Genomic DNA, 26,463 nt, shown 5'->3' with positions numbered 1-26,463 from the left:
GGAAAAGGAAAATAGGCACAGAACTCTGCGCTTCTCTTGAAGAAAAAATAAACTTCTATTTCAAGGCTGTTTTCGCAAAAAACGGCCCTGAAAAGGCATGCAAGGAATGTCGCTGACCTGAAATGGGCTCGTTTTCACAGAAAGAAGCGGAAACATCGCACAATAAATACCCGGGTGCAACCCTTGGTGAATTCACGTGTCTGTAGAAGTAGAATGGGTAGCTGCTTGGTTTTGCAAGTATTCTGCTTTTCAAGAACGCCAACTTAACCTTTACTACTATGTTTAAAAGTCTGACTTATCTGCTGTTGTTTCTTTTGCTACCCGCCTTTTCCTGGGCGCAGGCAAAGGTGGCCGCTTCTGAAATCGTTGCTAAAATTAACCGGGGAGAAGCTGTTGCTTACCAGAATACCACCATTACCGGCGACCTGGATTTAACTCAATTGCAGAATAAAACCCTGAAAACCCGAAAGGGAGAAAGCAACAAACTGGGTTCCAAAGAATACATCAGTACCGTGACCGTTCCAGTATCTTTCACCAATTGTACGTTCACGGGCAATGTACTGGCGTACTTCAACCCTAACAACGGGAATTCATCTGACTCTAAAAATGAAATAGACGAAGTCTATAATACCAACTTTGAGAAAGACGTGCGTTTCCAGGGTTGCGTGTTTGAAAAGCAGAGTGCCTTTAAATATTCGGTTTTTAAGAGTGATGCCTCGTTTGCGGGGAGCACCTTCAAAGACGAGGCGCTCTTCAAGTACAGCAAATTTGAGGGCGAGATTGGGTTTGAGAAGGCCCGGTTTGATGAAGCGGCTAACTTCAAGTACGTGAATTTCCCGGCCAAAGTAGATTTCAACGGCGCTACCTTCACCGGAGAAGCTATGTTCAAATATGCTTCCTTCCTCAAAGGAGCCGATTTTCAGAGCGCCGTGTTCAACAGTCTGGCTAATTTCAAGTACGCCAAACTCTCTGACCCCATGCAGTGGAAAGGGGCTTCGTTTAAAGGAGGTCAGGATTTGAAGTATGCTTCCCTGAACAAGCAATCTTTCAACGCTGCGGCCTTGCAGGAAATGGCCAGATAAGTGACTTTCACAGCAATCATCCGTTTAGAGCCTCTTTTCTAGAAAAGGCTGCAAAAACTGTCATAAAACAGAAGCGCCTGCATTTGCAGGCGCTTCTGTTTTATATTTTAGGTAAGTTTAAAATTGAAGGAACCGAAGTCAATCTAATACAGCATTACGCCGGAAACCAGGGTGGTGGCCGGAACGTCTTTCACCTGCATCTTGGCCCAACGGGTAGACGGGATGCCGCGCATGTCCAGCACAAAACTCATTCTGGCGTCTTCGTCAATGGCCACAAAGTTGCCTTCGCCCGGGCTTACGCGGGTAATGTTGAAGCTTTTCTTTAAATCTGCCAGGGTGCTGCCAATGCCTAAACCGTTATTGGTCTTGAAGGCAGGGTTGAGCACCGTAATGCGGGAAACTTTGCAGGCAGTACCGGTGCATTCCTGCTCTACGCGCAAATCGGGGCGGTGGCGTTCGCCTAGTACCTCAAAAGCTTTGGTGGTGGTGCCTTCCAGCGTGTGGTCAATTTCCCGGAGTTTGTTCTGCCCGTAAGCTTTTCTGAGTTCGTCTATGGACATGCCAATTTTAACGGCACCGGCCTGCCCGCTTTGCAGGGTCAGGTTGAAGAGCGGGTTGGCGGCCGAAGGAGGCGTGGAAGCGGTGGAAGTGGCACCCGGTAACGGTTCTTCAGACATGGGTTCCGAGGCAACGGGCTCGGGCATGGATCCATCGGGTGTTTCGGAGGCGGTTTCAGTGGCATCAGTAGAAACATCGCCGGCGGCTTCTTCTATCTGTGTATCGCTGGCATTGTCTGCCGTGGAGGCGTCTTGCTTGCAGGCGGCCAGCGCCACCAGTGCGCCAAACAAAAGGATTGTCTTTTTCATGGGCTTCGCTGATTTACAACGGCATAGGTACTGCTTCTTCCCGCATAACGCAAGCGCTGGGCTCAAGTTGCCTTGATTCTATTTGACAATGGCACGTATACCACCTAATATTGGCTTTAAACTTTTGAACAGATTATGGCGAAGAAGCCCTTGATTTTAGTGTCTAACGACGATGGTATCACCGCGCCCGGTATCCATACGCTGGTGAAGGTGATGCAGAGAATAGGCGAAGTAGTGGTGGTAGCCCCAGACGGACCCCAGTCTGGCATGGGCCACGCCATCACCATCGGGAACACGCTGCGGCTAGATAAATCCCTGGCTTTTGACGAGGTGGAATCATACGAATGCTCCGGCACGCCCGCCGACTGTGTGAAACTGGCCAAACACCATGTGCTCAAGAACCGCAAGCCAGATTTGGTAGTGAGCGGTATCAACCACGGTTCCAATTCCAGCATCAGTGTATTGTATTCCGGCACCATGTCGGCGGCCATTGAAGCGGCAATTGAAGGACTGCCCGCCATTGGGTTTTCGCTCTGCGACTACGGCCATGAGATTGACTTTTCGCACACCGAAGAATACGTGGAACTGATTACGCGCCAAGCGTTGGAACACGGTATTCCGGCTGGAGTGGCCCTGAACGTGAACTTCCCTAAAAAGTCTGACACGCCCATTGCCGGGGTAAAAGTGTGCCGTCAGGCCCGCGCCAAGTGGGAGGAAGAATTTGACGAACGCCTGGACCCCCGCGGCCGCGTGTACTTCTGGCTCACCGGCAATTTCGTGAACCATGACAAAGGCGAGGACACCGATGAAGCCGCCCTGGCCCAGAATTACGTGTCTGTAGTACCCTGCCAGTTTGATATGACCGCCAACCACGCCATCAGCCTGCTCAACAATGAGTGGAACCTGAATCAAGGGGTAAAACTCCCAGTCGGCAGCAAAACCGTAGAAAGCGGAAGGGAAGAAGGATAAGTTGTTTGAACTTGATTTAACCAAAACAGCCCGAAAATGTAGGTCATTTTCGGGCTGTTTTATGTGAAAGAGGTTATAAAGGGAAGGCTTATTCTTTAGTTTATAGGAATGGCATAGCCTAGCATGACGCTTAGTACTGCGCTTTTTTTGTCCGCAGGCATGTGAATGCTGTGGTAGATTATCTCGTCATTCCGGGTAATTTCTGGAAATTGAAAGGTGTATTCCCTGTTTATATTAGTTAATCCCTTGCTGAAACGGGCGTCCAGCAATAAAGTGCCACTCATCAGTTGTACGCCAATACCAACTCCCGCCTGTATGCTTACCTCAAACCTGTTCATGTTTTCAAAGGTATAGCTTTCTTTATTGAACTCGTATGCGCTACTTCCCTTGACAGCATACCTTAAAGCTGGACCTGCGTTTAGGAAACCGAGCCATTTACCTTTAGAAATACTGGCTTTGATTAAAACTGGCACTTCCGCGTAATGCAGCATTTGGGTGTTCTTGGGAACAACAGAGTCGAAATAAAAAGGGCTGGTGAAAAAGAAGCGAGACTCATAGGTGTACTTTTCCTGAAGGTAATTGAGTTCGGGTTGAAGAGATAACCAGGGAGTCTTTGCGAAAGGTAGGTTGAGAGCTACGCCAGCGGTGAAGCCAGTTTCCCTGTATTCATGCACGTCTTTTAGAAAGCCGTGCTGCATCTTATAGCTGGTAAAACTTACCCCTGCTTTAGGAATAAGGGTAACCTGTGCCGTGGCGCAACCGATGGTGAGTGTTAGATAAAGTAAAAGGAGCGTAAATCTTTTATTCATAAAGTAGGTTTGTGTGAGTTTCCGCCGAAATAGTTGTTTTAATGGCGGTTCCAAAGAAAAGCCCTTCGGTGAGGGAAGGGCTTTTCTTGTTGTTTATTTGTTTCTAAGCGGTTTTTCTAAAAGTACCCTAAAACCATCTTCCATTGAAAGTGGTGAACAAGAAGGGCGTTATAAACCGAAAGAACTACGCTTGGTAAGCGATTTTCTTTTTATCGAAGTTTTGGATAGGGCCGTACTGGGCTTTCTTGATGGTGATGCCAGCTACTCGCAACTGCACTTCTACTGGAGCCAGCTTTCTTGTAAATTCAGAAGATACTACTTTGCCGTAGAATTCCTTCGCTTCTTTAGAGGCACCTTTGTCAAAGGAGTGGGTAGATAACTTCTTGGTGATAGGCAAACCAGGAATAATTTGATAAGTAGTGCAAATTACCTGATAAGACGGCAGGAAAGGGGTGATCGCTTTTTTAAGTAAACCTTTCATTATATAGTTATATTTTTAGAGTGTATTAGCGGTTATTGTAGCAAATATATCCATTTATTTTTTATCTCTAATTAAAACAGGTTTCATCTGTTGAAATAATTTTCATTTTGTAGCGAACTGGAAATAGTGAAATAGTTAAAAAGGTAAGTAGTGCCTTTTTTTAAGCATGCTTGTTGCCAACCTAGGAATAAGATAAAGTTGTTTAGATTAGAAACACTTGGGCGAAAAACAGTATTATACCACTATTGAATCATATGCGCGTCTTAGTAGGTGATAGTGAGCGTGAAACCCACCCCTATCCCTCCAAGGAGGGGAATGCACCTTTGTAGGAGCATCGCCTTTGCAAGAGAAAGCAATGCGTGGCAGAACGAGGCAGTGCCTGATCTCTATAAGTCGCTATCATCACCCACTATGGCGCGGATTTACTTCCGTGACTTTCTACAACTTTCCCCAGTTCCAGTCTTCCCTGAGCGCGCCTCGCTTTTGGCCCTAGACAAACTTGAACTAAGAGAGACAGACTTCACAGGCCGAAAGGGCAGTGCGAGAAGGGAAGACGGGGCCTCGCGGCCGTGAGCGCACGGAGGGAAACCATGAAACAACCAAGCATAAGGTCCTCGCATCAACCAGTCACCACGCCAGCGACAGGCAAACCGCATGCACCTAAGTCAGCAAAAGAAAGTTTGAGGCTCTCGCCTCAAGGAAGTTGCAAACTTCCGGACATGGTAGGTCCAAGTTGCAAACTTGAACCATGTTATGTTTTTAGTTGAATGAATCAACTTGAAAACATGAACCATGTTATTTTTAGATGAATGAACAAACTTGAAACTTAAACCACGATATGTTTTAGAGGAATGAATCAACCTAGCAACTAATGGAAAATCTCTAAGGACGCCTGTTAGCAGATGCAGAAACGCTGAAATAGAAGTTGTTTGGCATTGATTTCGTGAATATCTGGCCAAAAACAGAACAGCCTCCAGTCAAAGACCAGAGGCTGTTCTAATAAATGCTCCTTAAGAGAAGTAGTAACTTAACTTTTGCTTCTCTTCTGAGAAACTGTTTTCTCAGCCAAAACCAAGGCATTATACGCATTGACAATACCGCCCGTGCTGGACAGGTCCGTGAACTTCGCTTTTTTGCGGGATGCTTCACCTTCGGCGCTTGGGTAAAGCGCCGTCTCTTTGGGGTACACCGTCGCCGATTTCAGGATGACTTCCTTCAGTTCTGCTGCCGTTAACTCAGGGTAATGTGACCACACCAACGCTGCCACGCCGCTCACCACCGGGCTTGAGAAACTGGTGCCGTCCATTTTGCCGTATTTGTTTTCAGGGGCCAATGAAACGATGTCTACGCCCGGTGCGAACAGGTCTACGGTCTGTTTGCCGTAATTGGAGAACACGCCCACCAGGTCTTTGCCCAGCATTCTGGACGAGGCGCCCACTTCAATCCAGGTTTTAATTTGGCTTCCGTCGTTCAGCACGCGGCTAGGGTAGTGGGTTACTTTGTCGTTGTCGGTGGCTTCGTTTCCGGCGGCGTGCACCAGCAAGACGTTCTTGGACTCGGCATACTTCACGGCTTCATCCACAAAAGATTTCTGCGGCGAGAAGCTCTTCCCGAAGCTCATGTTAATGATATTAGCCCCGTTGTCTACCGCGTAGCGGATGGCTAACGCGATGTCCTTGTCCCGCTCATCGCCTTCGGGCACCGCCCGCAACGCCATGATCTGCACGTCTTCGGCAATGCCGTCAATGCCCAGGTTGTTTCCGCGCAAACCTGCAATTAAGCCAGATACTGGAGTGCCGTGGGTAGGTCTGGGGCCTACTACATCACTGTTACCGTACTTGGTGTCAGTAATGGATTCAGGATTGTCTGCGATGACGGCTCTGGGGTTGAATTCCAGATTCAGGTGCTTGTCCAGGAACGTGTCGGTGTGCTCTTTGTACTTCAGGAAAGACTCTACCGTTAGCCCCTGGCTGTATTTGCTCAGCAACCAGGCGCGGGCGTTCATCACGTTCTGGTCTGGGGTAGAGATGCGCTGCACGTCTTGCAGGGTGTATTGCTTGGTGTTGAGATGCGTGGCCAGCACGTTCTGTACTTGCACCAGCACGTTCTCAAAAGCGGCTAAGGTCTGTCTGGTCTGCTGGTATTGGGCTAGTTCCTTGTCATAGGCCTGTTTGGCGAGCAGGTAGGTTTTGTACTCAGGTTGCTGCGCCAGCGGCACCTCTTTGATGGAGGAAACGTTCTGGTACGTAGGAGCCAGCTTTCTCAGCAACCGCACGTACTCATAGGTTTCATACCTGATGTTCTCGCCTTTGGCATTGCCCAGAAAACCCCAGCCGTGCACATCGTCTACGTACCCGTTCTGGTCATCGTCCTGTCCATTGCCCGCTACTTCTTTTTGGTTCGTCCAAATCTTGCCTTTCAGATCTTCGTGGAAAATGTCTATGCCGCTGTCAATGACCGCCACCACAATGGTTTTCTTGGGCTTTTTGTTGGTGAGCAGTTCTTTGTAGGCTTTATTCACACTAATGCCCTGGATTTTATCCTGAGCAGGGTCCAGGTTATGCCAGTTCACGTAGGCTTGGTCCAGCTCTGAAACCGAAGCTACCGGATCATCCTGGGCCAGTACCGGGAGCACAGAAAAACCAGCCAATAACAGGCTGGCCGAGGTTCTTTGTATCGTCTTTTTAAGAATAGTCATAGCTGTGAAACGGCAAAAACCATTCCAAGCGTACACCGCTCAGTAGGTTTTGCCCTAAAGGAAAAGTTCTTTTTTGAAAAGGTACACATTTTTCGGAAATCCTATCTCTGCATGAACAGAATGTTGGCTTTAATTTAAAGCGAGTTTTGTAGTCAAATCTTGAAAATGGCCTGAAAACGACTGGGCAGGCAGCAATACATAATTTATATCATCTTGGAAAGATATTGTGGGCGTACTAGAAAGGCGTTGAAGAAATGCTGGTACCGTTCGCCACCAAGATCCTTTCAGGATGACAATGGAAGAGGAGCACTAACTATTCCTAGCTATCCTCAACAATAGGTTATTTTAAGCCTGTTTTGCTAAAAACAAGGCTGGAATGGAGCCAAACCCGAGAGGTTGGTGTTGTCCTGTTTTCCTGAGTATTCTGGCCTGTAAGTGTCATGACTCCTGACGCCTTTCAGATTCGGGGCAATCAGGGAAATACTAGTATCTTTGTGTTCTAATCGTAAAACGCACCATGATTTCAGTTGATTCGGTCGCCGTTGAATTTAACGGCTCGGCTCTTTTTAGTAACGTCACCTTCAACATCAATGAAACCGACCGAATCGCCCTAATGGGGAAGAACGGAGCCGGAAAATCTACCCTTCTCAAGATAATTGCCGGGGTCAACAAGCCCACTAAAGGCAAAGTGTCTGCGCCCAAAGATGCGGTGATTGCCTATTTGCCGCAGCACTTGCTCACCAAAGACGAGAGCACCGTGTTTGCCGAAGCGTCCAAGGCTTTCGGGCAGATTCTGGAAATGAAGGCCAGAATGGATGAGCTCAACACCCAACTGGAAACCCGCACCGATTACGAGTCTGACGACTACATGAAGCTGATTGAAGACGTGTCTGAACTCAGCGAGAAATACTACTCCATTGAAGAAATCAACTTTGACGCCGAGGTAGAGAAAACGCTCCTAGGCCTTGGTTTCCTGCGCTCAGATTTCACCCGCTCTACCAGCGAGTTCTCCGGCGGCTGGCGCATGCGCATTGAATTGGCCAAAATTCTGTTGCAGAAACCGGATTTGATTCTGCTGGATGAGCCTACCAACCACCTGGACATTGAGTCTGTGCAGTGGCTGGAGGATTTTCTGGTGAACAACGCCAAAGCCGTCATTGTTATTTCCCACGACAAGACCTTCGTGGACAACATCACCAACCGCACCATTGAGGTAACCATGGGCCGTATTTACGACTACAAGGTGCCTTACACCCAATACCTGCAACTGCGCAAAGAACGCCGCGAGCAGCAGCAGCGCCAGTTTGACGACCAGCAGAAAGAGATTGCGGACATACAGGCGTTTATTGACCGTTTCAAGGGGACCTACTCCAAAACGCTTCAGGTGCAGTCACGCGTGAAGATGCTGGAGAAGATTGAAATTATTCAGGTAGATGAAGTAGATACCTCGGCGCTGAACCTTAAATTCCCACCTGCCCCTCGTTCCGGTAACTACCCCGTGATAGTGGAGGAACTCACCAAAAAGTACGGTGACCACACCGTGTTCAAAGATGCGTCTTTGACCATTGAGCGCGGCCAGAAAGTAGCCTTTGTAGGCAAGAACGGTGAGGGTAAGTCCACGCTCATCAAAGCCATTATGGGCGAGATTGACTACGACGGAAAACTCCAACTGGGGCATAACTCCATGATTGGGTACTTCGCGCAGAACCAGGCTTCGCTGTTAGACGAGGAATTGACCGTGTTCCAGACCATAGACCAGATTGCCGTAGGCGACATGCGCACCCGCATCAAAGACATTCTGGGGGCCTTCATGTTCAGCGGCGACACCGTAGAGAAGAAAGTGAAAATGCTCTCAGGCGGGGAGAAAACCCGTCTGGCCATGATCAAACTGCTGCTGCAACCGGTGAACTTGCTTATTCTGGATGAGCCTACCAACCACCTAGACATCAAAACCAAGGACATCCTGAAAGACGCCCTCAAAGCCTTTGACGGAACGCTCATCCTGGTTTCCCACGACCGTGACTTCCTAGACGGCCTGGCCGAAAAAGTATTCGAGTTCGGGAACAAACGCATCAGAGAGCACTTTGAAGATATCAACGGCTTCTTGCGCAACAAAAAGATGGAGAACCTGCGCGAGATTGAGCGTAAGGTAGTTGCCAGCTAAGTTCTGCTTTGAATAGATATCAAAACTCCCCATCTGCCAATTGGCGGATGGGGAGTTTTGTTTTTTCAATGCTGTAGCGGCGTTACGGTGTAACGCCGCTACAGCATTGAAAAGCCCCGATGCACGTACTGCATCGGGGCTTTTTAAACTCAATTTTCTGAAAGTAGCCTTAAAGCACCACCTTGTTTTTGTCGTCTTTAAACACACTCAACGCGGCAGACTGCACTTTCTGGCGGAATCCTGCCCAGGAGGTGGAGAAGAAGGAATTTATCTTGCCAACGGCTTCCTGCGTGAGTGTTTCAGCCTGTTCAACCAGTTGCGTCTCTGTTTGTGTAACGGGTTCTGAACGGCCAGAGACGTACGAGCGGGCTTCCTGCAGTTTGGAAAGGGCAGTGAGTTGGTTCAGACGGCCGTAGCCTTGGCGGGAAAGCTGCTGGCCTTGAATCATTTCCCGATAGGTTTTGATGGAATCCTGCATGGCTTTGGTGCTGCGCTGCAAGTCGGCTTTCTCTTTGCCGCTGGCCAGTTTCAGTTGGGCATTGATGGCTTCGGTGGCATCAGACGCTTCCTGCAGGCGGTCTAAGACTTGGGTTAATTGCTGGGTGTTTTGGTTTAAACGCTCCTGAAGCGCCCGTCGGGCAATCACGTTCCCTTGCTGGAATGGAAAACGTGGGTCTGGTTTTACGGTCACAAACGTGGAGTCTTTGCTTCCGGCGTACTGTAAAACCAGTTTATAAGTGCCCGGTAACACAGGACCTCCGGCTGGTTCACCGCCGCCACGTTGACCTCGGTTACCACCACCGCTACCACCGCTGCTGGGCTGGCGAACGCCACGCTCGGTTAGGTTCCAGGTCATCCGCTGGAAACCAAGGGTAGAATCCGGAAGTTGGCGCAAAGTTCTAATCAGTTTATTCTGGGCATCAAACACCCGCAATTGCAAAGAGTCTGCTTTTACGCGGGCAACCGCCGGAACTGCAGCCGTGTCTCGGGCCGGTAAAGAAGTAGCCATTCTTTCACCTGTTTCTTTGTTTACTTCCGTGGCGGGCTTTTTCTTTTTAGGAGCAGGCTTCTTGCCAGAAACTGGGGCTGGAGTGGAGGCTTTGGGTTTCTGGTAATAAGTGATGGTAGCTCCTGTAGGCTTATTAGCGGCTTGGTACAGGTTATCAGCTTCAGAGCCGTAGCCAGGTGCTGGGGCATAGGATGCAAGGTACGCCTCAGATGGTTCAAACACTGCCAAAGGTTTTTGCAGAGCTTTGCCACCGTTGGAAGCCAACTGGCGCAACGGCCTAATGTTATCCAGTACGTACACGGCACGGCCGAATGTGGCTATTACTAAGTCCGCCTCGCGTTCCTGAATGGCCAAATCCAACACCGGAACGGAAGGCAAGCCTTGCGTCCATTGCGTCCAGTCTTTGCCCTCGTTGATGCTCACCCAGAGACCATGCTCGGTACCGGTGAACATCAGGTTGGGCTGAACAGGGTCTTGCAGAAAAGAGTGGGAGTAACCCCGTACTTTCTTGCTATCCACCAGTCTGGTCCAGGTTTTTCCGAAATCAGTGGTGCGGTACACATAGGCGCTGAAATCTTTCCCGAAGCGGTAATGGTTGGCCACTACGAAGGCTTCACCCGCCCGATGACGAGAAGCGGTAATCTGCGGAATCCAGGCCTCGGCAGGCAAGCCGGGCAGGCGGTCGCGCAGGTTTGTCCAGGTCTTTCCGCCATCGCGGGTGAGTTGCACGTGTCCGTCATCGGTTCCTACCCAGATGACGCCTTTCTCCAGCGTACTGGGCGCAATGGTGAGGATGGTGTTGTGGTTCTCGGCGGAGGTGATGTCTAAGCTTAACCCGCCGCTTTCCATTTGTTTCTGCTGGGCTGGGTTGTTACGAGTCAAATCAGGCGAAATGGTATTCCAAGTCAGGCCTTTGTCTGCAGATTGGTGCAGAAACTGGCTCGCGTAGAAGATGCAGCCTTTGTTGAACGGGTCCAGCGCAATGGCCGCGTTCCAGTTGAAACGCAGTTTCGTTTTAAGGTCCGGCGACGTAGGTTTCGCAATGTAGGAGTTTCCAGTTTCTTTGTCGTAGCGGGCCAAACTTCCACCTTGTGACATGGCATAGCCAAAGCGGGCATCTTCGGGATCTGGCACTACGTCAAAGCCATCGCCGCCCTGTACGGTTTGCCAGTAGTAATTGCGAAGGCCGCCGCGGGTGAAGGTGTATGCCGGACCAGTCCAGGAGCCGTTGTCCTGCAAGCCGCCGTACACATTGTAGGGAACTTGGTTGTCTACGTTGATGTGATAGAACTGTCCAAAGGGAAGCGCCTCCGGGAAGCTCCAGGTTTTACCACGATCCCGGCTGATGGCCAAGCCGCCATCGTTTCCGTCAATTATCAGATTCGGGTTTTCCGGGTGAATCCAGAAGGCCTGGTGATCGGCGTGTACCGCATCCATGGAGGCCGTTACGTTGAAGGTTTTGCCGCCGTCTTCACTCACCGCTACCGGCTGGTACAGCATGTAAATGCGGTTCTCGTTCTTGGGATCCACGTAGATTTCGTTGAAGTAGAACGCGCGGTTGGTCACGATGGACGGATCTTCGGTGACCTTAGTCCATTTCTCGCCACCATCGTCTGAGCGGTACAGGCCGTTTTTGGTCGCTTCAACCAAGGCATAAATTCGATTGGGCATGCTACGGCTCTGCGCTAATCCTAACCGCCCAAAATCTCCGGCCGGAAGTCCATCAGCCGCGCCTTTCTTGCGCCAAGTCTTGCCTCCGTCATACGTGATGTAGAGCCCTGAGCCGGGACCACCAGAGGTGAAATCCCAGCCGGTGCGGCGGTGTTCCCACATGGCTACTACTAATTTGTTAGGGTTGCTAGCATCCATGAACATCTCGGCCACGCCCGATTTCTCATTGGTGAACAACACGCGTTCCCAGCTCTGCCCGCCATTGGTGGTTTTGTACAAGCCTCGCTCCGGGTGCTCACCAAAAGGCAACCCGATCACGCCCGCGTACACCACGTCTGGATTGGTGGGGTCAATGGCGATGCGGTGGATGTTGAAGGTCTTGTCCAGCCCCATGTGTTTCCAGGTGCGGCCGCCGTCAATGCTTTTATAAATGCCGTTGCCCATATTCACCGAGTTGCGCGGATTTCCCTCACCGGTTCCTACCCACACTACGCTGGGGTTGCTCTGCTGCACCGCAATAGCGCCAATGTTGATATTGGGCTGCTCGTCGAAAACAGGGGAGAAGGTAGTGCCGCCGTTCTCGCTTTTCCAGACGCCACCCGAGGCCGCGCCCACGTACATGATGTCTGGGTTGCTCACTACGGCGTCAATGGCGGTCACCCGGCCACTCATCACGCCGGGGCCAATGCTTCGGGCTTTCATTTGGTTGAACTGCGTCATGGGCAGCATTTGCGCCTGCGCTTGCCCCAAAGCCAGCAAAGACAGACAGAAGAGCTTGGGTAGATGTTTAATCATAGGAGAGGTGGGTTGTATGCGAATGTTCGTTTGTTTCCTAAATGTAAGCAGGAAACGGCAGCTTTGGAAGCCTGAAAATTGGAGGCTTGTTTTTGCCTTGTTTTGCCTAAATCTGCCCTTTAACCCGTCGGACAATGGAAACGAACATCGTGTAAGATTTTTCTTCAGGAGACAGGGCAAACTAATGTTCGTCCTGTGCAACCAGGCAAAATGTAAATCCACAGTTGAATTTCTGTATCTTACACATCCATTTACTTAGAAAGTACTTCATGAAAAAGCTTCTTATTCTGTTAGGGCTTGGCGCTTTGTTCGTTACCCGTCCGGCGGCGGCGCAGGTCTATAAACCACAGGAGCCCTTGGCCCATACCTATTCCATTGTGGCCCGGGACCCTAAAACCGGCGAAATGGCCGTGGCCGTGCAAAGCCATTGGTTTTCGGTGGGGACATCGGTGAGTTGGGGCGAGGCCGGCGTTGGCGTGGTGGCTACTCAATCGTTTACCAATAAATCCTTCGGGCTGCGCGGATTGGCACTGATGAAGCAGGGGAAAACGGCGGAGGAAACGTTGAAAATTTTGCTTTCCAACGACCCTGGTCGTGAGGTGCGCCAGGTGGCAATTCTGGATGCCAAAGGCGGAGTAGCCACGCACACCGGTAAAAAGTGCGTTACCTACGCCGGGCACATCACAGGCAAAAACTTCTCGGTGCAAGCCAACATGATGCTGAACGAGAGCGTGTGGCCTGCCATGGCGAAGGCGTTCGAACAGAATGCCCACCTGCCTTTGGCCGAGCGGATGCTGGACGTGTTAGACGCCGCCGAGGCCCAGGGCGGAGACATCCGGGGGAAGCAATCTGCCGCTTTGCTGGTGGTGCCGGGTAAAAGCAACAAAAAGCCATGGGACGAGCGCTCAGTTGACTTACGCGTAGATGATCACGAGGTGCCTTTGCAGGAACTTCGTCGTTTACTCACCGTGCAACGCGCCTACGAGCACATGAACAACGGAGACCTGGCCGTTGAGAAAAACGACATGGCCTTGGCCATGAAAGAATACAGTGCCGCCGAACGCCTCCAACCCGACAACCTGGAGATGCAATATTGGCACGGCATTACGCTAGCGAACACCGGCAAAGTAGACGAGGCCATCAAAATTCTGGAACCTGTTTTCAAAGCCGATAAGAACTGGCGAACCCTCACCGAACGCCTCCCGCCGGTAGGTTTGTTGACCGTTTCTGCTGCAGATTTGAAAAGAATCCTCGGAACGAAATAACAGATTTCTCCCGCAAAACTACTGCTGAAATCTCAGCGCATTATTTCAATTCTGAGCTGTGGGTTGTAACTCGCAGCTCAGAAAAACACCAACCCTACAAACAACCCACATGCTTCGCACCCTTAAACGAATTACCCTGGCGGCTGCTCTCAGTCTCCCCTTGGCAGCTAGTGCCCAGAACCAGGACTCCCTGCACATCCGCAAGATTTATGACATGGCGCTTACCCAAGGGCAGGGCTATGAACAACTGCGTTACCTCACCAGCCATATTGGGGCCCGGTTAAGCGGTTCTCCACAGGCGGCCGCTGCCGTGGAATGGGCCCGGCAAGAGATGAATAAAATGGGACTGGACCGCGTGTATCTACAGGAAGTAATGGTGCCGCATTGGGTACGGGGCGAGAAAGAATACGCCGCCATCGTGAACTCTAAAATTACCCCCACCCGCGAAGTGAACGTACTGGCTTTGGGAGGCTCAGTTGCTACTCCGGCCAACGGACTCACCGCCGAGGTGCTGGAAGTAAACGGCCTGGATGAACTGAAGAAATTGGGCAAGCGGAAAGTACAAGGAAAAATTGTGTTCTTCAACAGAGGTTTCGACCAAACCTTAATCAACACCAGCCGAGCCTATGGTGGTGCCGTAGACCAACGTTCCAGCGGACCCTCAGAAGCGGGGCGCTTAGGGGCAGTGGGCGTAGTGGTACGTTCCATGGCCTCCAACAATGATGATTTTCCGCACACCGGAGGCTTACGCTATGCCGAAGATGCCCCCAAGATTCCGGCCGTAGCCATCAGCACCAAAGGTGCTGATTTATTGAGCAAATTGCTGAAAGAAGACGAAAAACTGCAATTCCACCTGCGCATGAACCCGCAGTGGTTGCCAGATGTGCTCAGCTACAACGTGATTGGCGAAATCAAAGGCTCTGAGAAACCAGAGGAGATTATTGTAGTGGGCGGTCACCTGGACAGTTGGGATATTGGCGAAGGGGCACACGATGACGGTACCGGTTGCGTGCAGTCCATGGAAGTGCTGCGTTTGATGCGGTCCATGGGCTACAAACCCAAGCGCACCATTAGAGCGGTGCTGTACATGAACGAGGAGAACGGCACGCGGGGCGGAACCAAATACGCTGAAATCGCCAAAAAGCAGGGCGAGAAACACATTGCCGCCATTGAGTCAGATGCCGGGGGATTCACGCCGCGCGGCTTCGGGATTGCTACAACTACCGAGGCCGCCTACCAGAAAGCCTTCGCTTGGAAACCACTGCTGGCCCCGTACGGCCTCCACGACATTGACCGCAACGGAGGCGGCGCCGATATAGGCCCGCTGAAAGATGACCGGGTGGCCCTCATCGGTTTCCGACCAGACTCCCAGCGCTACTTTGACATCCACCACACCGCCAACGACACCTTTGACAAAGTAAACCGCCGCGAACTGGAATTAGGCGGCGCGTCTATGGCCGCGTTGGTGTATTTGTTGGACAAGTACGGGTTGTAGGTATTGTATCCTCACTTTTGTCATCTTAGTAAGACTTTGTAGGCGAACTAGTAACGCGTTGTCTTAAAAGCAATTACCGTTCGCTCTCTAGAGCCTTTTAGAATGAGAGGACGTGGCTACTGAATTGAGTATTTGATGGAACGCCTGCAGTGGGAGCTGCATTTGATTTAATTTTTAGGAAAATTAAATCAAATTGTCATCCTAGATTCTGATTGCATAAACAATGAATATCGTACGCAGAATTTCTCTCCTATTATCCTTTATACTTCTTGGCTCCCAGGCTTTTCCTTGTGGCTGCCCCATGCTTGATTTGGAAAACTGGACACCATTGGTGAAGAAGTACATTCATAAGTCCGAAATAATTTTCATTGGTGAGGTGGTGGAGTCGGATGAAAATGGGTTTTCGATTAGGGTAATTGATGTTTTTAAAGGTGATGTCAAACCTGATGTAATATTATCAGGCAGAAATTATAATTGTACAATCTTTTTTAAAGGCTTGAATATCTTTTATGGTCATATTTATGATAAAACATTAGGTTATGATCAATGCGGAGGTTTATCCAGGAGCCTTTATAATCTTTCAACTACACCTCCGATTCTACATTCTCTCGATAATGGTAAATTGGATGAAAGGAAAATATTGGAAGATGAGAGGCTACGGATTAGAAACTGGGTCAATGAATACGCTCTTTTAAACGCTTACCGCAACAACCATAAAAAAGTAGTAGAGCCTCAAACCACCAAGTCAGACTATCTTTCATACCTTGCAGTGGTGCTTTCGTTGGTTGCTGTTTTGGTGGCCTTTGCAAGAAAACAGCGTTAGAACAGGAGTCCTACCTTCCGCAGGAAATCTGCTCTACAAGCCGTATCTTTGCCGATGGTATAAACGGTGATTCCTTGAAAAAAATCCTCATCATCCGGTTCTCGTCTATTGGTGATATAGTGCTTACTACACCGGTCATTCGGTGCGTGAAGCAGCAGGTGCCGGGGGCGGAAGTACATTTCTGCACGAAGGCCGCTTTCCGTAATATCATTGCCAGCAACCCGTACGTGGACAAGGTATTTTGCTTGGAAAACTCCCTGAAAGACCTCCTCGCGCAGCTTAAAGCCGAGAACTATGATTTGGTGTTGGACCTGCACAACAACCTGCGTACCCGTATCTTGAAGACCCGCTTAGGGCGGCCCAGCCGAAGCTTTGATAAACTGAATTACCGCAAGTGGCTGTTGGTTAAATTCAAGATGAACCGCATGCCTGACGTGCACATCGTGGACCGTTACCTGGCTACTGCAGCCTCCTTAGGGGTAAAAAATGATGGGCAAGGTTTAGACTATTTCATACCAGAAAAAGACGAAGTAGACCTGTCCACTTTGCCAGCATCGCACCAGAACGGCTACTATGCCATCGCCATCGGAGCCCAGCATTACACCAAACGGCTCCCGATTGACCGTCTCATTGAACTCTGCGATAAGATAAACGGACCCATCATTTTACTGGGCGGAAAAGAAGACACAGAGGTAGGAAAGATGATAGAGATGTACTTTACGTCAGAGCCTTACAAAGGGCAAATTCCTTTCAATCCGACTGAAAGAACCATTATCTACAACGCCTGCGGGAAATACAACCTGAATGGTTCTGCCTCCCTGGTGCGACAAGCCCGGGCGGTATTTAGCCATGATACCGGTCTGATGCACATTGCCGCCGCCTTCCAGAAGAAGATCTACAGCATTTGGGGGAACACCGTGCCCGCCTTCGGGATGTACCCGTACACAGAGGATTATGAGGTACTGGAAGTGAAGAACCTGTATTGCCGTCCTTGCTCTAAAATTGGCTATTCTAAATGCCCGGAGCGCCACTTCCGGTGCATGCGCGAAATCCAGTTCGATTTCCAGTTACCCGTAGTGGAGCAGCCTGTTTAATTCGTTTGGAACTGCACCGCTTTTAGCCAGTTTTCGGGAAAAGACGTAGAAAACGGCAAACTAACTATTGATGTTATGGCTGCCAAACCCATTCTCTACGGTGCCGATTGGTGCAAGAAAACCATCGCCATTCAAGACTACTTCAAAACGCATGACGTGGCTTACGACTACATCAACGTAGAGCAAAGCGACGAAGCCATGCAAGCCATCCAAGACATGAACCGCGGCAAAGTCCGTTTCCCCATGGTAGTGGTAGGCGAGCAGGCGCCCATGAAAAATCCCTCCCCGGAAGAGTTGGATGCTGCGCTGGCGGAAGGATAGTAGCGCTTTGGGATTTTGGCAGATGCTGGCTAAATGGTCCTTGTGGAAATCTCCTTTGGGGCTACTGTCCCACGGAAGTTGCAAACTTCCGGTCATGGTAGGTCCAAGTCACAGACTTGAACCATGTTTACTAGTTGGAATGCGTGTGATCTGCCCGTGTAAACATCCCCCTTCGCCCCCTTCAAAGGGGGATTCTCCGCTTTAGAAAGGGCTTCTCACGCTTTGCTACCATCACATTCTGCTACTTTCCCCTTTCCAGTCTTTCCCGAGCGCGCCTCGCTTTAGGCCCTAGATAGACGTTCATTAAGAGCAACAGACTTCACAGGCCGAAAGGGCAGTGAGCGAGGGGGAAGACGGGGCCTCGCGGCCGTGAGCGCACGGAGGGAAACCATGCAACAACCCAGCATAAGGGCCTCGCATCCACCCACCGGCACGCCAGCGACAGGCAAAATGCGTGCACAAAAAGAAGCAGATTAACCAAGCCAAGAACAACACCTACAAAGTCCACAGAAAAAAAGCGTTTGCAGCCCGTTTATCCAAAACAAGCCACAAACGCTTTAAAGCAATAATCTCAAAGAGAAGAACTTTCCTTTACTTGGTAATCATCTCAAACCCAAGATAAGCATGCAACGCCTTCGGTAAGCGAATACCTTCTGGTGTCTGGTTGTTCTCTAGCAACGCCGCCACAATTCGCGGCAAGGCCAAAGCACTTCCGTTCAACGTATGCAGCAATTGCGGTTTTCCACCCTCCGTGCGCTGGCGCAGTTTCAGGCGGTTGGCTTGGTAGGTTTCAAAGTTAGAGACAGAACTTACTTCCAGCCATCGGCCCTGGGCCGCAGAGTATACTTCCATATCATAGGTGAGGGCCGAGGTGAAGCCCATGTCGCCGCCGCAGAGACGGAGCACGCGGTAGGGTAACTCCAATTTTTGCAACAAGCTTTGGATGTATTGACTCATCTCTTCCAGCGCCTGGTAGGATTTTTCCGGGGCCTGAATCTGCACAATTTCTACTTTGTCAAACTGGTGCAGGCGGTTCAAACCACGCACATCGGCACCCCAGGAACCGGCTTCCCTTCTGAAACAGGGCGTGTAGCCTACGTTTTTGATGGGCAATTTGCCTTCAGCAATGATCTCGTCGCGGTAGAGGTTGGTGATGGGCACCTCGGCGGTAGGGATCAGGTAGAGGTTGTCGGCGGTGGCGTGGTACATCTGGCCTTCTTTGTCGGGGAGCTGGCCGGTGCCGTAGCCCGAAGCCTCGTTCACCACAATGGGCGGCTGCACTTCGGTGTAACCGGCTTTCATGGCCTCGTCTAAGAAGAAGTTGATGAGGGCACGCTGCAAGCGGGCACCCTGGCCTTTGTACACGGGAAATCCGGCTCCGGCAATCTTAATGCCTAGTTCAAAGTCAATGATGTCATACTGCTTGATGAGTTCCCAGTGCGGTTGGGCGTTTTCTGGAAGTTGCGGAATAGCACCGTGTTCCAGCACCACTTCATTGTCTTCAGAAGAACGGCCGGCGGGTACGCTGCTATGCGGAATGTTGGGCAGTTTGTAAAGTCCCTGCTGCAAGGCTTGCTCCAGTTGCTGTACTTCCTCGTCCAGGGCTTTGGTGCGGAGCTTGAGTTCAGCGGTTTCCGTTTTGAGGGCTTCGGCCTGCTCTTTCTGGCCGCTTTTCATGAGGCCGCCAATTTCCTTGGCCAGGGAGTTGGCTCGGCCTAAGAGTTCGTCGCGCTCAGTTTGCAGGGAGCGGCGTTTCTGGTCCAGGTCCAACAATGCCTGCACTTCCTGGGCGGCGTTAGGAAAGTTTCTTTTCTGCAAGCCAGCAAGAACAAGATCGGTTTGCTCGCGTAAAACGGGTATCTGTAACATGGTGCGTCTGGTTATCTGTACGCAAAAATAGAATATTTTGGATAGGCTGCGGCAACAGGTGGATTTTTATGAAAATTTGTGTAACTTTATATATTAATTTTCTCGTATTGCTTGTAAAATAGAACAAGGCTGTCTAACATTGCGAGACATTTTCTGAACGACCGTCATCCGGGTTCTCCATTACTTCTTACACACCATTATTTCCTGTTTTAATCCGTCTGCTTGTTGCGCTCTGCAACCGCTATGCATTTAAACCGAATAGCTAATTAATTCAATTTATGTACAACATTGACGAGTTGAAAGATTCTCTTCTTTCAGAACTCAAAGAGATTGCTGAGAACCTCGGCGTCACGAACTTTAAGAAGCTCAGCAAACAGGACCTGATCTACAAAATCCTGGATCAGCAAGCCGTTACCCCCCTTGAGAACCTCCCCAAAAAATATAAAAAAACATCTAAGAAGGCAGACGAACAAACTGATGCCGCAGTAGCGGTAGAAGACATTCCTGTGCCTGAACCTGTGGTAGACAGCGCACCTGTTGCCCTGCCAGCTCCGGTACCGGAAGCACCAGTGCCAGTTGCCTCAGAAGATGCCCCGGCTCCGGCTCGCCGCCCGGCCAGAACTGCTCCGGCAGAGCGCCCGGTGCGCGCAGAACGTGCCCCGGCCACGGTGCGGGAAGACCGGTTGCACGCACCACAGGCCCTACGGCCCGATATCCGCGAAGCGCGGGAATTATCCCGTACCGAAGGAAGAGAGCCCCAGCCGCGTGAGAACCGCCCCGAGCCCCGCGAAAACCGTCCGCAGCCGCGTGAGAACCAGCCGCGCGAGCCCCGCGAACAACGGGAGCCCAGAGAGCAGCGGGAACTTGCCCCACGCGTGCCGCGCGAGGCCAGAGAGCAACGCGAACCAAGAGAATTCCAAAACCGGGAGCCACGGGAAAATACCACCCGCGAACCTAGAGAGATTACCAGGGAGCCACGGGAAAACGCCCCAAGAGAACCAAGAGAGCAGCGCGAGCCAAGGGAAAATACGCCCCGCGAGCCGCGCGATAACAATAACAATCCCAACTGGCAGAACCGCCGCGAGCCCAACCAGCAGAACCAATCCAGACCGCAACAGCAGAATAACGCTAACAGCGCCAATTACCGCGAGTTTGACGGCGTAATTGCGAACGAAGGCGTTTTGGAATTGATGCAGGACGGCTACGGCTTCCTGCGTTCTGCGCATTACCATTACCTGGCCAGCCCAGATGATATCTATGTGTCGCCGTCGCAGATTAAATTGTTTGGTCTGAAAACCGGCGACAGCGTAAAAGGAACCGTGCGGGCACCTAAAGAAGGCGAGAAGTATTTCGCGTTGCTGAAGGTAGATTCCGTAAACGGCCGTACTACTGAGGAAATCAGAGACCGGATTCCTTTCCAGCATTTAACGCCTCTTTTTCCGGAAGAGCGCCTAAAACTGACTACCCGTTCCAGCCAATACTCTACCCGCATTATGGACCTGTTCGCCCCTATAGGGAAAGGACAGCGTGGTTTGATTGTGGCCCAGCCGAAAACCGGTAAAACAGTCTTGCTGAAGGAAATCGCGAATGCCATCACTGAAAACCACCCCGAGGTGTACCTCATGATCCTGTTGATTGATGAGCGCCCAGAGGAGGTAACTGATATGGCCCGCAGCGTAAAAGCCGAGGTAATTGCCTCTACCTTTGACGAGCAAGCTGAGCGCCACGTGAAAATCTCTAGCATTGTGTTGGACAAAGCGAAGCGGATGGTAGAGTGCGGCCACGATGTGGTAATTCTACTAGATTCTATCACTCGTTTGGCACGCGCCTATAACACCGTAGTGCCGTCTTCCGGTAAAATCCTATCTGGTGGGGTGGATGCCAATGCGTTACACAAACCTAAACGTTTCTTCGGGGCGGCCCGTAACGTGGAGAACGGTGGTTCTTTGACCATCATCGCCACAGCCTTGATTGACACGGGTTCTAAAATGGACGAGGTAATCTTTGAAGAATTCAAAGGAACTGGTAACATGGAACTCCAACTGGACCGCAAGCTTGCCAACAAGCGGGTGTACCCAGCCATCGACGTTCCGGCCTCCGGTACCCGCCGCGAAGACCTGCTCATGGACCGCGACGAACTCAGCCGTGTTTGGATTCTGCGCAAATTCATGTCTGACATGAACTCAGTAGAGGCCATGGAATTCTTGAAAGACCGCATGAAAGGCACCAAAGACAACGACGAGTTCCTGATTTCCATGAACAGCTAAGAAATAGATTTGATATTTTGAGCAAAGAACAAAAGCCAGCCTTACAAGCTGGCTTTTGTTCTTTTAAAGAGTTTCCGTTCAAGGCTTCATTTTGAAGAAGAGGCCACAAACGAAAGGGATGGGGTAGAAGTGGTGAATTTCTGTATCTTGCTTTCTGAGTTAAGAACAATTCAATGCTAAGAATTCTGATTGCGTTTGTTTGTATTGCCGTGTTTTTTTCCTGCGGAGATGACAACCCCACCATTGATTACAAAGCGCCAATTGACCGCAGCCCAGTAACCGACGATAGAATCAAAGACACTACCAAGATTTTAGTTTCTGAGCTTCCCATAAGGTTTGACAGCACAGACATGCTGTTGTTTGCAGTAGGCTTGGTTGATTTAGAAGAGAGAGGCGGTTACAGCAAATATGGTTCTGGCTCTTACCGCGATACAGAGATTGCCGCCAGCTATTTTGACAGTGATAAGCTGACCGGAAACTTTATAAACATCGTTTTCCAAGATAAGAGCGGCCAAGAACGTAAATTAACGGATAAGAAAGTGCTAATCAGAAGAGTTGATTTTTTACGGGATATCTTCATTAGCACAAAGCAAGGATATCTACTTTATTCCGTTTCTGACTTGGATTCAGATCAAGACAAAGAACTCAGTCATTCAGATGTGGAGGCGCTTTACATCAGCAAAATTGATGGCACTGGCTTCCAGAAACTGACAAAGGGACTGCATGAATTCTATGACTGGAGTTTGATAAAAGGCGAAAATAAAGTCTATTTCCGGACTTTAGAAGACAAAAACAAGGACGGGGAGTTTACTAACAAAGACAAATTTCATTACTACTTCCTTGATTTCGCAAATGAGAATTACACTCTAACGGAATACAATCCCGTAAAAATCTTCCAAGAGAAGTACGGTCACATAGAAAGGCCCCGCAAATTTAGTTCTGCGGGGCTCTTCTGTTTTCTGCCGTTTTCAGTAAATGGGCCTTAAAATGGCTATTCGCATAGACGCTGGCAGGTGCTCCGGACGCTACGAGGTCTTTTGAGCAGACGGTATAGCGTTGGCAAACAGAAACTCCCCTCCTGATTCAGGAGGGGAGCCCGCAGGGCGGGGTGGTCAGTTACCCGCCAAATCTTCCGTACCGCACTGCTTTCTTCTGGGCAGGGTCATAGACCAGTAACCGGCCGTCTTCTTTGCCTAGGAGATATTTAAACCCGATGGCGTTTGGATTGGCTTGAATTCGTTTCCAGGTGGCTTCATTCACAAAAGAAGTCTGCACGGGAGCGTTAGGCGCAATGGCCGGAGAGACAAAATCAGCGGGTTGCACAAAATCATCCATGCGTTTAAGGATGTAGGCTTCGCGCTCAGATGCCGTCACGGTGGGCGTTTCCATTTCGTAGACCATGCTGGCCTCTAAATCTGCGGCCGTGAAATTTTCTTGATAGATTACCTGGCCTTTCTGGGTAGTGATGGTGAATTCTACCTTCCCCTTGGTAACGGAGTCACCGAGGAGCACCAACCGGAAGTAATCGGGTTGGTGCGTAGAGGAAAAGGCGTGGGTTCTCTGCACAATATGCTGTACCTGGGTGCTTCCGTTTTGGGAGGTAGTCCGGGTAGTGGTGACCGTCCCATCTGATTGGTCCTGGGTTGTAGTGGTGGTGGTGTCGTCTTGGGTAGAAGAGTGGCAACTGAACAGAAAAAGCAAGAGTGCCGCCAAGTATGTTTTAGACATGATTTCAGGAAAATAGGCCGAAAATGTAGTACGTGTGGCTAAGCGCTTAGTTCGCAGTCTTAACTGTTCCAGAGCTGCCAGAGCAAAATCAGTCCGAACGAGAAGCTCATGCTCAGGGAAGAGACTTTGTTCATGCGCATGGTGTTCTCGTAATTGGCCGCAGCCGAATTGCGCTTCACCTGTAAAAGCCATTGACTGAAAACCAGCAATACCGGGCCCGTGCCCACCAGGAAAAAGAGACTGTGCCAGTTTTCGCCGCGCCGCGAGTAGGTGTAAAAGAGGAGGGCGGTGGCTATGAGCAGACTACCCGCCGCAAACAGGAACGTGCCCCACAAGCCTAGTTTTAAACTCAACGTCTCATCGCCGCGCCGGGAATCTTCCTCATGCTGGTACACTTGCGTAAGCGGATAAGATCCGCACAGAAACAGAGAACTCACCAAGGCCAGCAACAGATTATTGGTGCTGAGAATGACTTCATCGGCTACGCCGACGCCTTTCTGCACCATGACAAAAGTAAACGCACCCTGAAACACAATTACCACCACCGTGCTCAGAATAGGGTATTTCTTCAGCCGGATGCCTTCATAGCTGTACGCCTTAGAGACCAGCAGATACAGCAACACCATGACCGCAAAAGGCCAGGAAAGCAGCGCCGAGAACAGCACCGCCAGCACATCAAACGCCAGCACCAGCCAGTAAAGCGATTGGGTGACTTTAGGCGGATGTTTGAGCCCCCCGATGCTGCCTTCGTCCCGGTCATAATAGGAATTGTAGCCGTTGCTGGCGGGATACATCAGGAGATGCAGAATCAGAAACACTGCAACTGCTTTCCAGAGAGATACCTCCGGCTCGGCGCTCAGGGCGAACCAGTAAATAGGCATCAGAAACAAGGAAAACGGAATGCGAAGCAAGCGCCAGGCATCGGACCAGGAGGAGTTCATGGTTGCAGTTTACGAAGGATATCCTAATAAGTACAACACGCCGGTGCCGCTCCAGTGCTTCGCCCGACCAATGTGCCAGGTATAATGCGGCGCATTCAGGGTAGAAACCATCTTTTCCAGGTGTTCTGGTGTGTACAGACGCAGCAAGGAAACAGTGCCGTCCCAGACCGTTCCCAGCGGAATCAAAGGAATAATATAGGTAAAGAATAGCCTACTCCAGGTGAAGGGCCTAATGAAAGGCGTAATCAAGAGAATGAGCCACGGAAAAACGAACCAGACCAAGAGTAATTCATGCCAGCGTTTGCCGGCCCCTTCAAACACACCAATGCCCTGGTTCTGGCGCACGGCATCGGCTAGAATGGCAGTAGCAGTTTCTGGCCGAAAATGGTGAAACGCCGAGAAAACCGTCCGGAAACCTGGTAAGTCATCTGGTACTTCGGTGGCATCTACGGGTTGGCGCTCAAAGTGCAGGGCACCGTTGCTCTTTTCAGACAGGAATTGGTACGCCTCCAGGTTGGGGTATTTATCGGTGAGGGTGATGGTGATTTTATGGCCCGCCTGTTTTTCCAGTTTTTGCCAAATCTGCTGTATGCCGCCACCTGCCCCAGAGCAAAGGTCTACCAAATCCGTTTGCTGCGTATGCGCCAGCGCTTTTTGCAGCAGCGGAACCACGGGTTTGTATATGCCCAGCGCCGTAATCAGGAACCGAAGCACATCCATCATGCCTTGCCGCACCACATGCGGGAACCAAGCCTGGTCTTCTAGTTCAAACAGATGCAGCCGGAATTTCATGTAGTGGGTAACGGAAGGAAGCGTGGTGGAGATTTAAGTCAATGAAACGTTTTCGGAAATTCAGGTGCAAACCACCATGGTTTTATATTGAACCGAATACGCCCAGCAGGCAAAAAAGAACCCACCCAAATAGACTTGAGTGGGTTTGCTTTTCAGGTGAGGTACGTTTAATCAGCTTTCAAGGTAAGCGTTGAGCCGTCTGGAGCCTGTAGTTTCATGTCATCGTCGTCAAGTTCAACCACGGTGAAGTTCTCGCTCACGTTGTTGTTGGCATAGGTCAAGCTTAGGGTCTTATTAGGCGCGCTGTACATCCAAGTACCGTTCGCCGACTCGCTTGCGGAGGTCTGGGTAAAGTTTCCGTTCGCGAAGAATTGGATTTGTTCCTGTTTCTCTTCTGAGGTCAGCTTGTCTTTGTCGCCGGAGGCGGTGGTTTCTTTGCTAGCTTTCCAGATTTTGCTGTTGGTGCCGGAAATCATCTGTGAGTTGCCGCCGTCTTCAGACTTTTTATTACAGCTGATAGTGAAAGCGCTAAGCCACACCAGGCAGGCAAGTGTGAACAAACGAGTAGCCGGAAATGCAATTTTCATTTTCATAGTTTTAGGTTTTGGTCAGGTATCTACGTAGTCGCCGCGGGCAAATACGGTTTTTCATACGTGGGTTTTTACGCACAGTTCTATTAAAATAAACAAACTTATCTAAGAAGGGCGCGTAGAAATTAGCCTGTATGCCAGTTGCATACTTTGATTGAAATTTGACTACTCATTAAAAAATACAACTATGGGATTATTTGATTTTCTAAAGAAAGGGGAGGAGAAGCCGGTGCAGAAACCAGTGGCGGCCCAACCTGTAGCCAAACCCGCTGCCGCTCCGGTGCAACCCGTTGCTCCCCAGCCCGCCGCCGCTCCGCAACCCGCTTTTGACACTTATACCGTGAAAGGCGGAGATTCTCTCTCTAAAATTGCCAAGAACTTTTACGGCGATGCTCAGCAATGGCACAAGATTCACCAGGCCAACCTTGACAAAATCAAGAACCCTGACCTTATTGAAGTGGGTTGGCAACTGAAGATTCCGAAGGCGTAAGACATTAGGTTTGTTTGTAGAAGAAAGAGTCTGGATGTATGTCTGGGCTCTTTTTCTTTTTATGAGTTTGTTTTACTTCTGCTGTTCCGCCTCTTTAGAAGGGTAGGGATTTGCTTGATGTGACTTCTTGTAAGGCGTTGGCTTAAATGATGGGCGTGTTCAAGATAGGTTGGTGCACGCATTTTGCCTGTTGCTGGCGTGGCGGGTGGTTGATGCGGTGCCCTTATGCTGGGTTGTTGCATGG

The 26,463-nt window shown here is 50.3% G+C and carries 21 protein-coding genes; 11 read left to right on the top strand and 10 right to left on the bottom strand.

All coding sequences use genetic code 11. The features are described from left to right. Positions 1-278 precede the first annotated feature (278 nt). Positions 279-1,082, top strand: a complete 804-nt coding sequence (locus ACY0JR_RS13785; protein WP_462634682.1) for a pentapeptide repeat-containing protein — start codon at positions 279-281, stop codon at positions 1,080-1,082. A 143-nt stretch (positions 1,083-1,225) separates the two neighbouring features. Here ACY0JR_RS13785 and ACY0JR_RS13780 read toward each other — a convergent pair whose 3' ends face one another. After that, positions 1,226-1,948 (bottom strand): hypothetical protein, encoded by a 723-nt coding sequence (locus ACY0JR_RS13780; protein WP_462634681.1) that lies wholly within the window; start codon positions 1,946-1,948, stop codon positions 1,226-1,228. Positions 1,949-2,083: 135 nt separating this feature from the next. Between ACY0JR_RS13780 and surE the strand changes: the two genes are divergently transcribed. Next, positions 2,084-2,917 carry a 5'/3'-nucleotidase SurE gene (gene surE, locus ACY0JR_RS13775; RefSeq protein WP_462634680.1) on the top strand — a complete coding sequence of 278 codons (834 nt, stop codon included), beginning with the start codon at positions 2,084-2,086 and terminating at the stop codon, positions 2,915-2,917. A 95-nt stretch (positions 2,918-3,012) separates the two neighbouring features. Here surE and ACY0JR_RS13770 read toward each other — a convergent pair whose 3' ends face one another. The 3 genes from ACY0JR_RS13770 to ACY0JR_RS13760 all read right to left on the bottom strand — a co-directional run bounded on the left by ACY0JR_RS13770 (position 3,013) and on the right by ACY0JR_RS13760 (position 6,905). Beyond that, positions 3,013-3,780, bottom strand: a complete 768-nt coding sequence (locus ACY0JR_RS13770; RefSeq protein WP_462634679.1) for a porin family protein — start codon at positions 3,778-3,780, stop codon at positions 3,013-3,015. Between the two features lie 130 nt (positions 3,781-3,910). After that, a complete protein-coding gene (locus ACY0JR_RS13765; RefSeq protein ID WP_462634678.1) occupies positions 3,911-4,207 on the bottom strand; it encodes a hypothetical protein in 297 nt (98 codons plus the stop codon). Positions 4,208-5,234: 1,027 nt separating this feature from the next. Next, positions 5,235-6,905, bottom strand: a complete 1,671-nt coding sequence (locus ACY0JR_RS13760; protein ID WP_462634677.1) for a S8 family peptidase — start codon at positions 6,903-6,905, stop codon at positions 5,235-5,237. Positions 6,906-7,422: 517 nt separating this feature from the next. Between ACY0JR_RS13760 and ACY0JR_RS13755 the strand changes: the two genes are divergently transcribed. After that, positions 7,423-9,069: an ABC-F family ATP-binding cassette domain-containing protein gene (locus tag ACY0JR_RS13755; RefSeq protein WP_462634676.1), complete on the top strand. Its 1,647-nt coding sequence runs from the start codon at positions 7,423-7,425 to the stop codon at positions 9,067-9,069. 169 nt (positions 9,070-9,238) lie between these two features. Here the strand turns inward: ACY0JR_RS13755 and ACY0JR_RS13750 are convergent, their stop codons facing one another. Further along, the gene (locus ACY0JR_RS13750; protein ID WP_462634675.1) at positions 9,239-12,544 is read right to left on the bottom strand and encodes a VPS10 domain-containing protein; all 3,306 of its coding nucleotides are present in this window, start codon (positions 12,542-12,544) and stop codon (positions 9,239-9,241) included. A gap of 269 nt (positions 12,545-12,813) precedes the next feature. On the opposite strand from ACY0JR_RS13750, the gene ACY0JR_RS13745 reads away from it, so the two are divergent. The 5 genes from ACY0JR_RS13745 to ACY0JR_RS13725 all read left to right on the top strand — a co-directional run bounded on the left by ACY0JR_RS13745 (position 12,814) and on the right by ACY0JR_RS13725 (position 17,542). Further along, positions 12,814-13,809, top strand: coding sequence for a DUF1028 domain-containing protein (locus ACY0JR_RS13745; RefSeq protein ID WP_462634674.1), 996 nt, complete (start codon positions 12,814-12,816; stop codon positions 13,807-13,809). Positions 13,810-13,918: 109 nt separating this feature from the next. Next, on the top strand, positions 13,919-15,304 hold the full coding sequence (locus tag ACY0JR_RS13740) for a M28 family peptidase (RefSeq protein ID WP_462634673.1): 1,386 nt from the start codon (positions 13,919-13,921) through the stop codon (positions 15,302-15,304). Positions 15,305-15,527: 223 nt separating this feature from the next. Continuing rightward, positions 15,528-16,127 carry a hypothetical protein gene (locus ACY0JR_RS13735; RefSeq protein WP_462634672.1) on the top strand — a complete coding sequence of 200 codons (600 nt, stop codon included), beginning with the start codon at positions 15,528-15,530 and terminating at the stop codon, positions 16,125-16,127. A 74-nt stretch (positions 16,128-16,201) separates the two neighbouring features. Next, positions 16,202-17,221 (top strand): glycosyltransferase family 9 protein, encoded by a 1,020-nt coding sequence (locus ACY0JR_RS13730; RefSeq protein ID WP_462634671.1) that lies wholly within the window; start codon positions 16,202-16,204, stop codon positions 17,219-17,221. A 75-nt stretch (positions 17,222-17,296) separates the two neighbouring features. Continuing rightward, on the top strand, positions 17,297-17,542 hold the full coding sequence (locus tag ACY0JR_RS13725; RefSeq protein WP_462634670.1) for a glutaredoxin family protein: 246 nt from the start codon (positions 17,297-17,299) through the stop codon (positions 17,540-17,542). 591 nt (positions 17,543-18,133) lie between these two features. Here ACY0JR_RS13725 and serS read toward each other — a convergent pair. Continuing rightward, on the bottom strand, positions 18,134-19,411 hold the full coding sequence (gene serS / locus ACY0JR_RS13720) for a serine--tRNA ligase (protein WP_462634669.1): 1,278 nt from the start codon (positions 19,409-19,411) through the stop codon (positions 18,134-18,136). A gap of 278 nt (positions 19,412-19,689) precedes the next feature. Between serS and rho the strand changes: the two genes are divergently transcribed. Beyond that, on the top strand, positions 19,690-21,678 hold the full coding sequence (gene rho, locus ACY0JR_RS13715) for a transcription termination factor Rho (RefSeq protein WP_462634668.1): 1,989 nt from the start codon (positions 19,690-19,692) through the stop codon (positions 21,676-21,678). Between the two features lie 173 nt (positions 21,679-21,851). Further along, positions 21,852-22,664 (top strand): hypothetical protein, encoded by an 813-nt coding sequence (locus ACY0JR_RS13710; protein ID WP_462634667.1) that lies wholly within the window; start codon positions 21,852-21,854, stop codon positions 22,662-22,664. Positions 22,665-22,794: 130 nt separating this feature from the next. Here the strand turns inward: ACY0JR_RS13710 and ACY0JR_RS13705 are convergent, their stop codons facing one another. The 4 genes from ACY0JR_RS13705 to ACY0JR_RS13690 form a co-directional block, all read right to left on the bottom strand. Continuing rightward, complete coding sequence (locus ACY0JR_RS13705) at positions 22,795-23,406, bottom strand: hypothetical protein (protein ID WP_462634666.1); 612 nt, start codon at positions 23,404-23,406, stop codon at positions 22,795-22,797. Between the two features lie 59 nt (positions 23,407-23,465). Further along, the gene (locus tag ACY0JR_RS13700) at positions 23,466-24,347 is read right to left on the bottom strand and encodes a UbiA family prenyltransferase (protein WP_462634665.1); all 882 of its coding nucleotides are present in this window, start codon (positions 24,345-24,347) and stop codon (positions 23,466-23,468) included. A 9-nt stretch (positions 24,348-24,356) separates the two neighbouring features. Continuing rightward, positions 24,357-25,139, bottom strand: a complete 783-nt coding sequence (locus ACY0JR_RS13695) for a class I SAM-dependent methyltransferase (protein WP_462634664.1) — start codon at positions 25,137-25,139, stop codon at positions 24,357-24,359. Between the two features lie 167 nt (positions 25,140-25,306). Continuing rightward, on the bottom strand, positions 25,307-25,732 hold the full coding sequence (locus ACY0JR_RS13690) for a lipocalin family protein (protein WP_462634663.1): 426 nt from the start codon (positions 25,730-25,732) through the stop codon (positions 25,307-25,309). Between the two features lie 184 nt (positions 25,733-25,916). Between ACY0JR_RS13690 and ACY0JR_RS13685 the strand changes: the two genes are divergently transcribed. Then, positions 25,917-26,219, top strand: coding sequence for a LysM peptidoglycan-binding domain-containing protein (locus ACY0JR_RS13685; RefSeq protein ID WP_462634662.1), 303 nt, complete (start codon positions 25,917-25,919; stop codon positions 26,217-26,219). The last annotated feature ends 244 nt before the right edge of the window (positions 26,220-26,463 follow it).

The organism is Rufibacter sp. JT3400010 (assembly GCF_054956755.1).
This window is presented reverse-complemented; position numbering and strand designations above follow the sequence as displayed.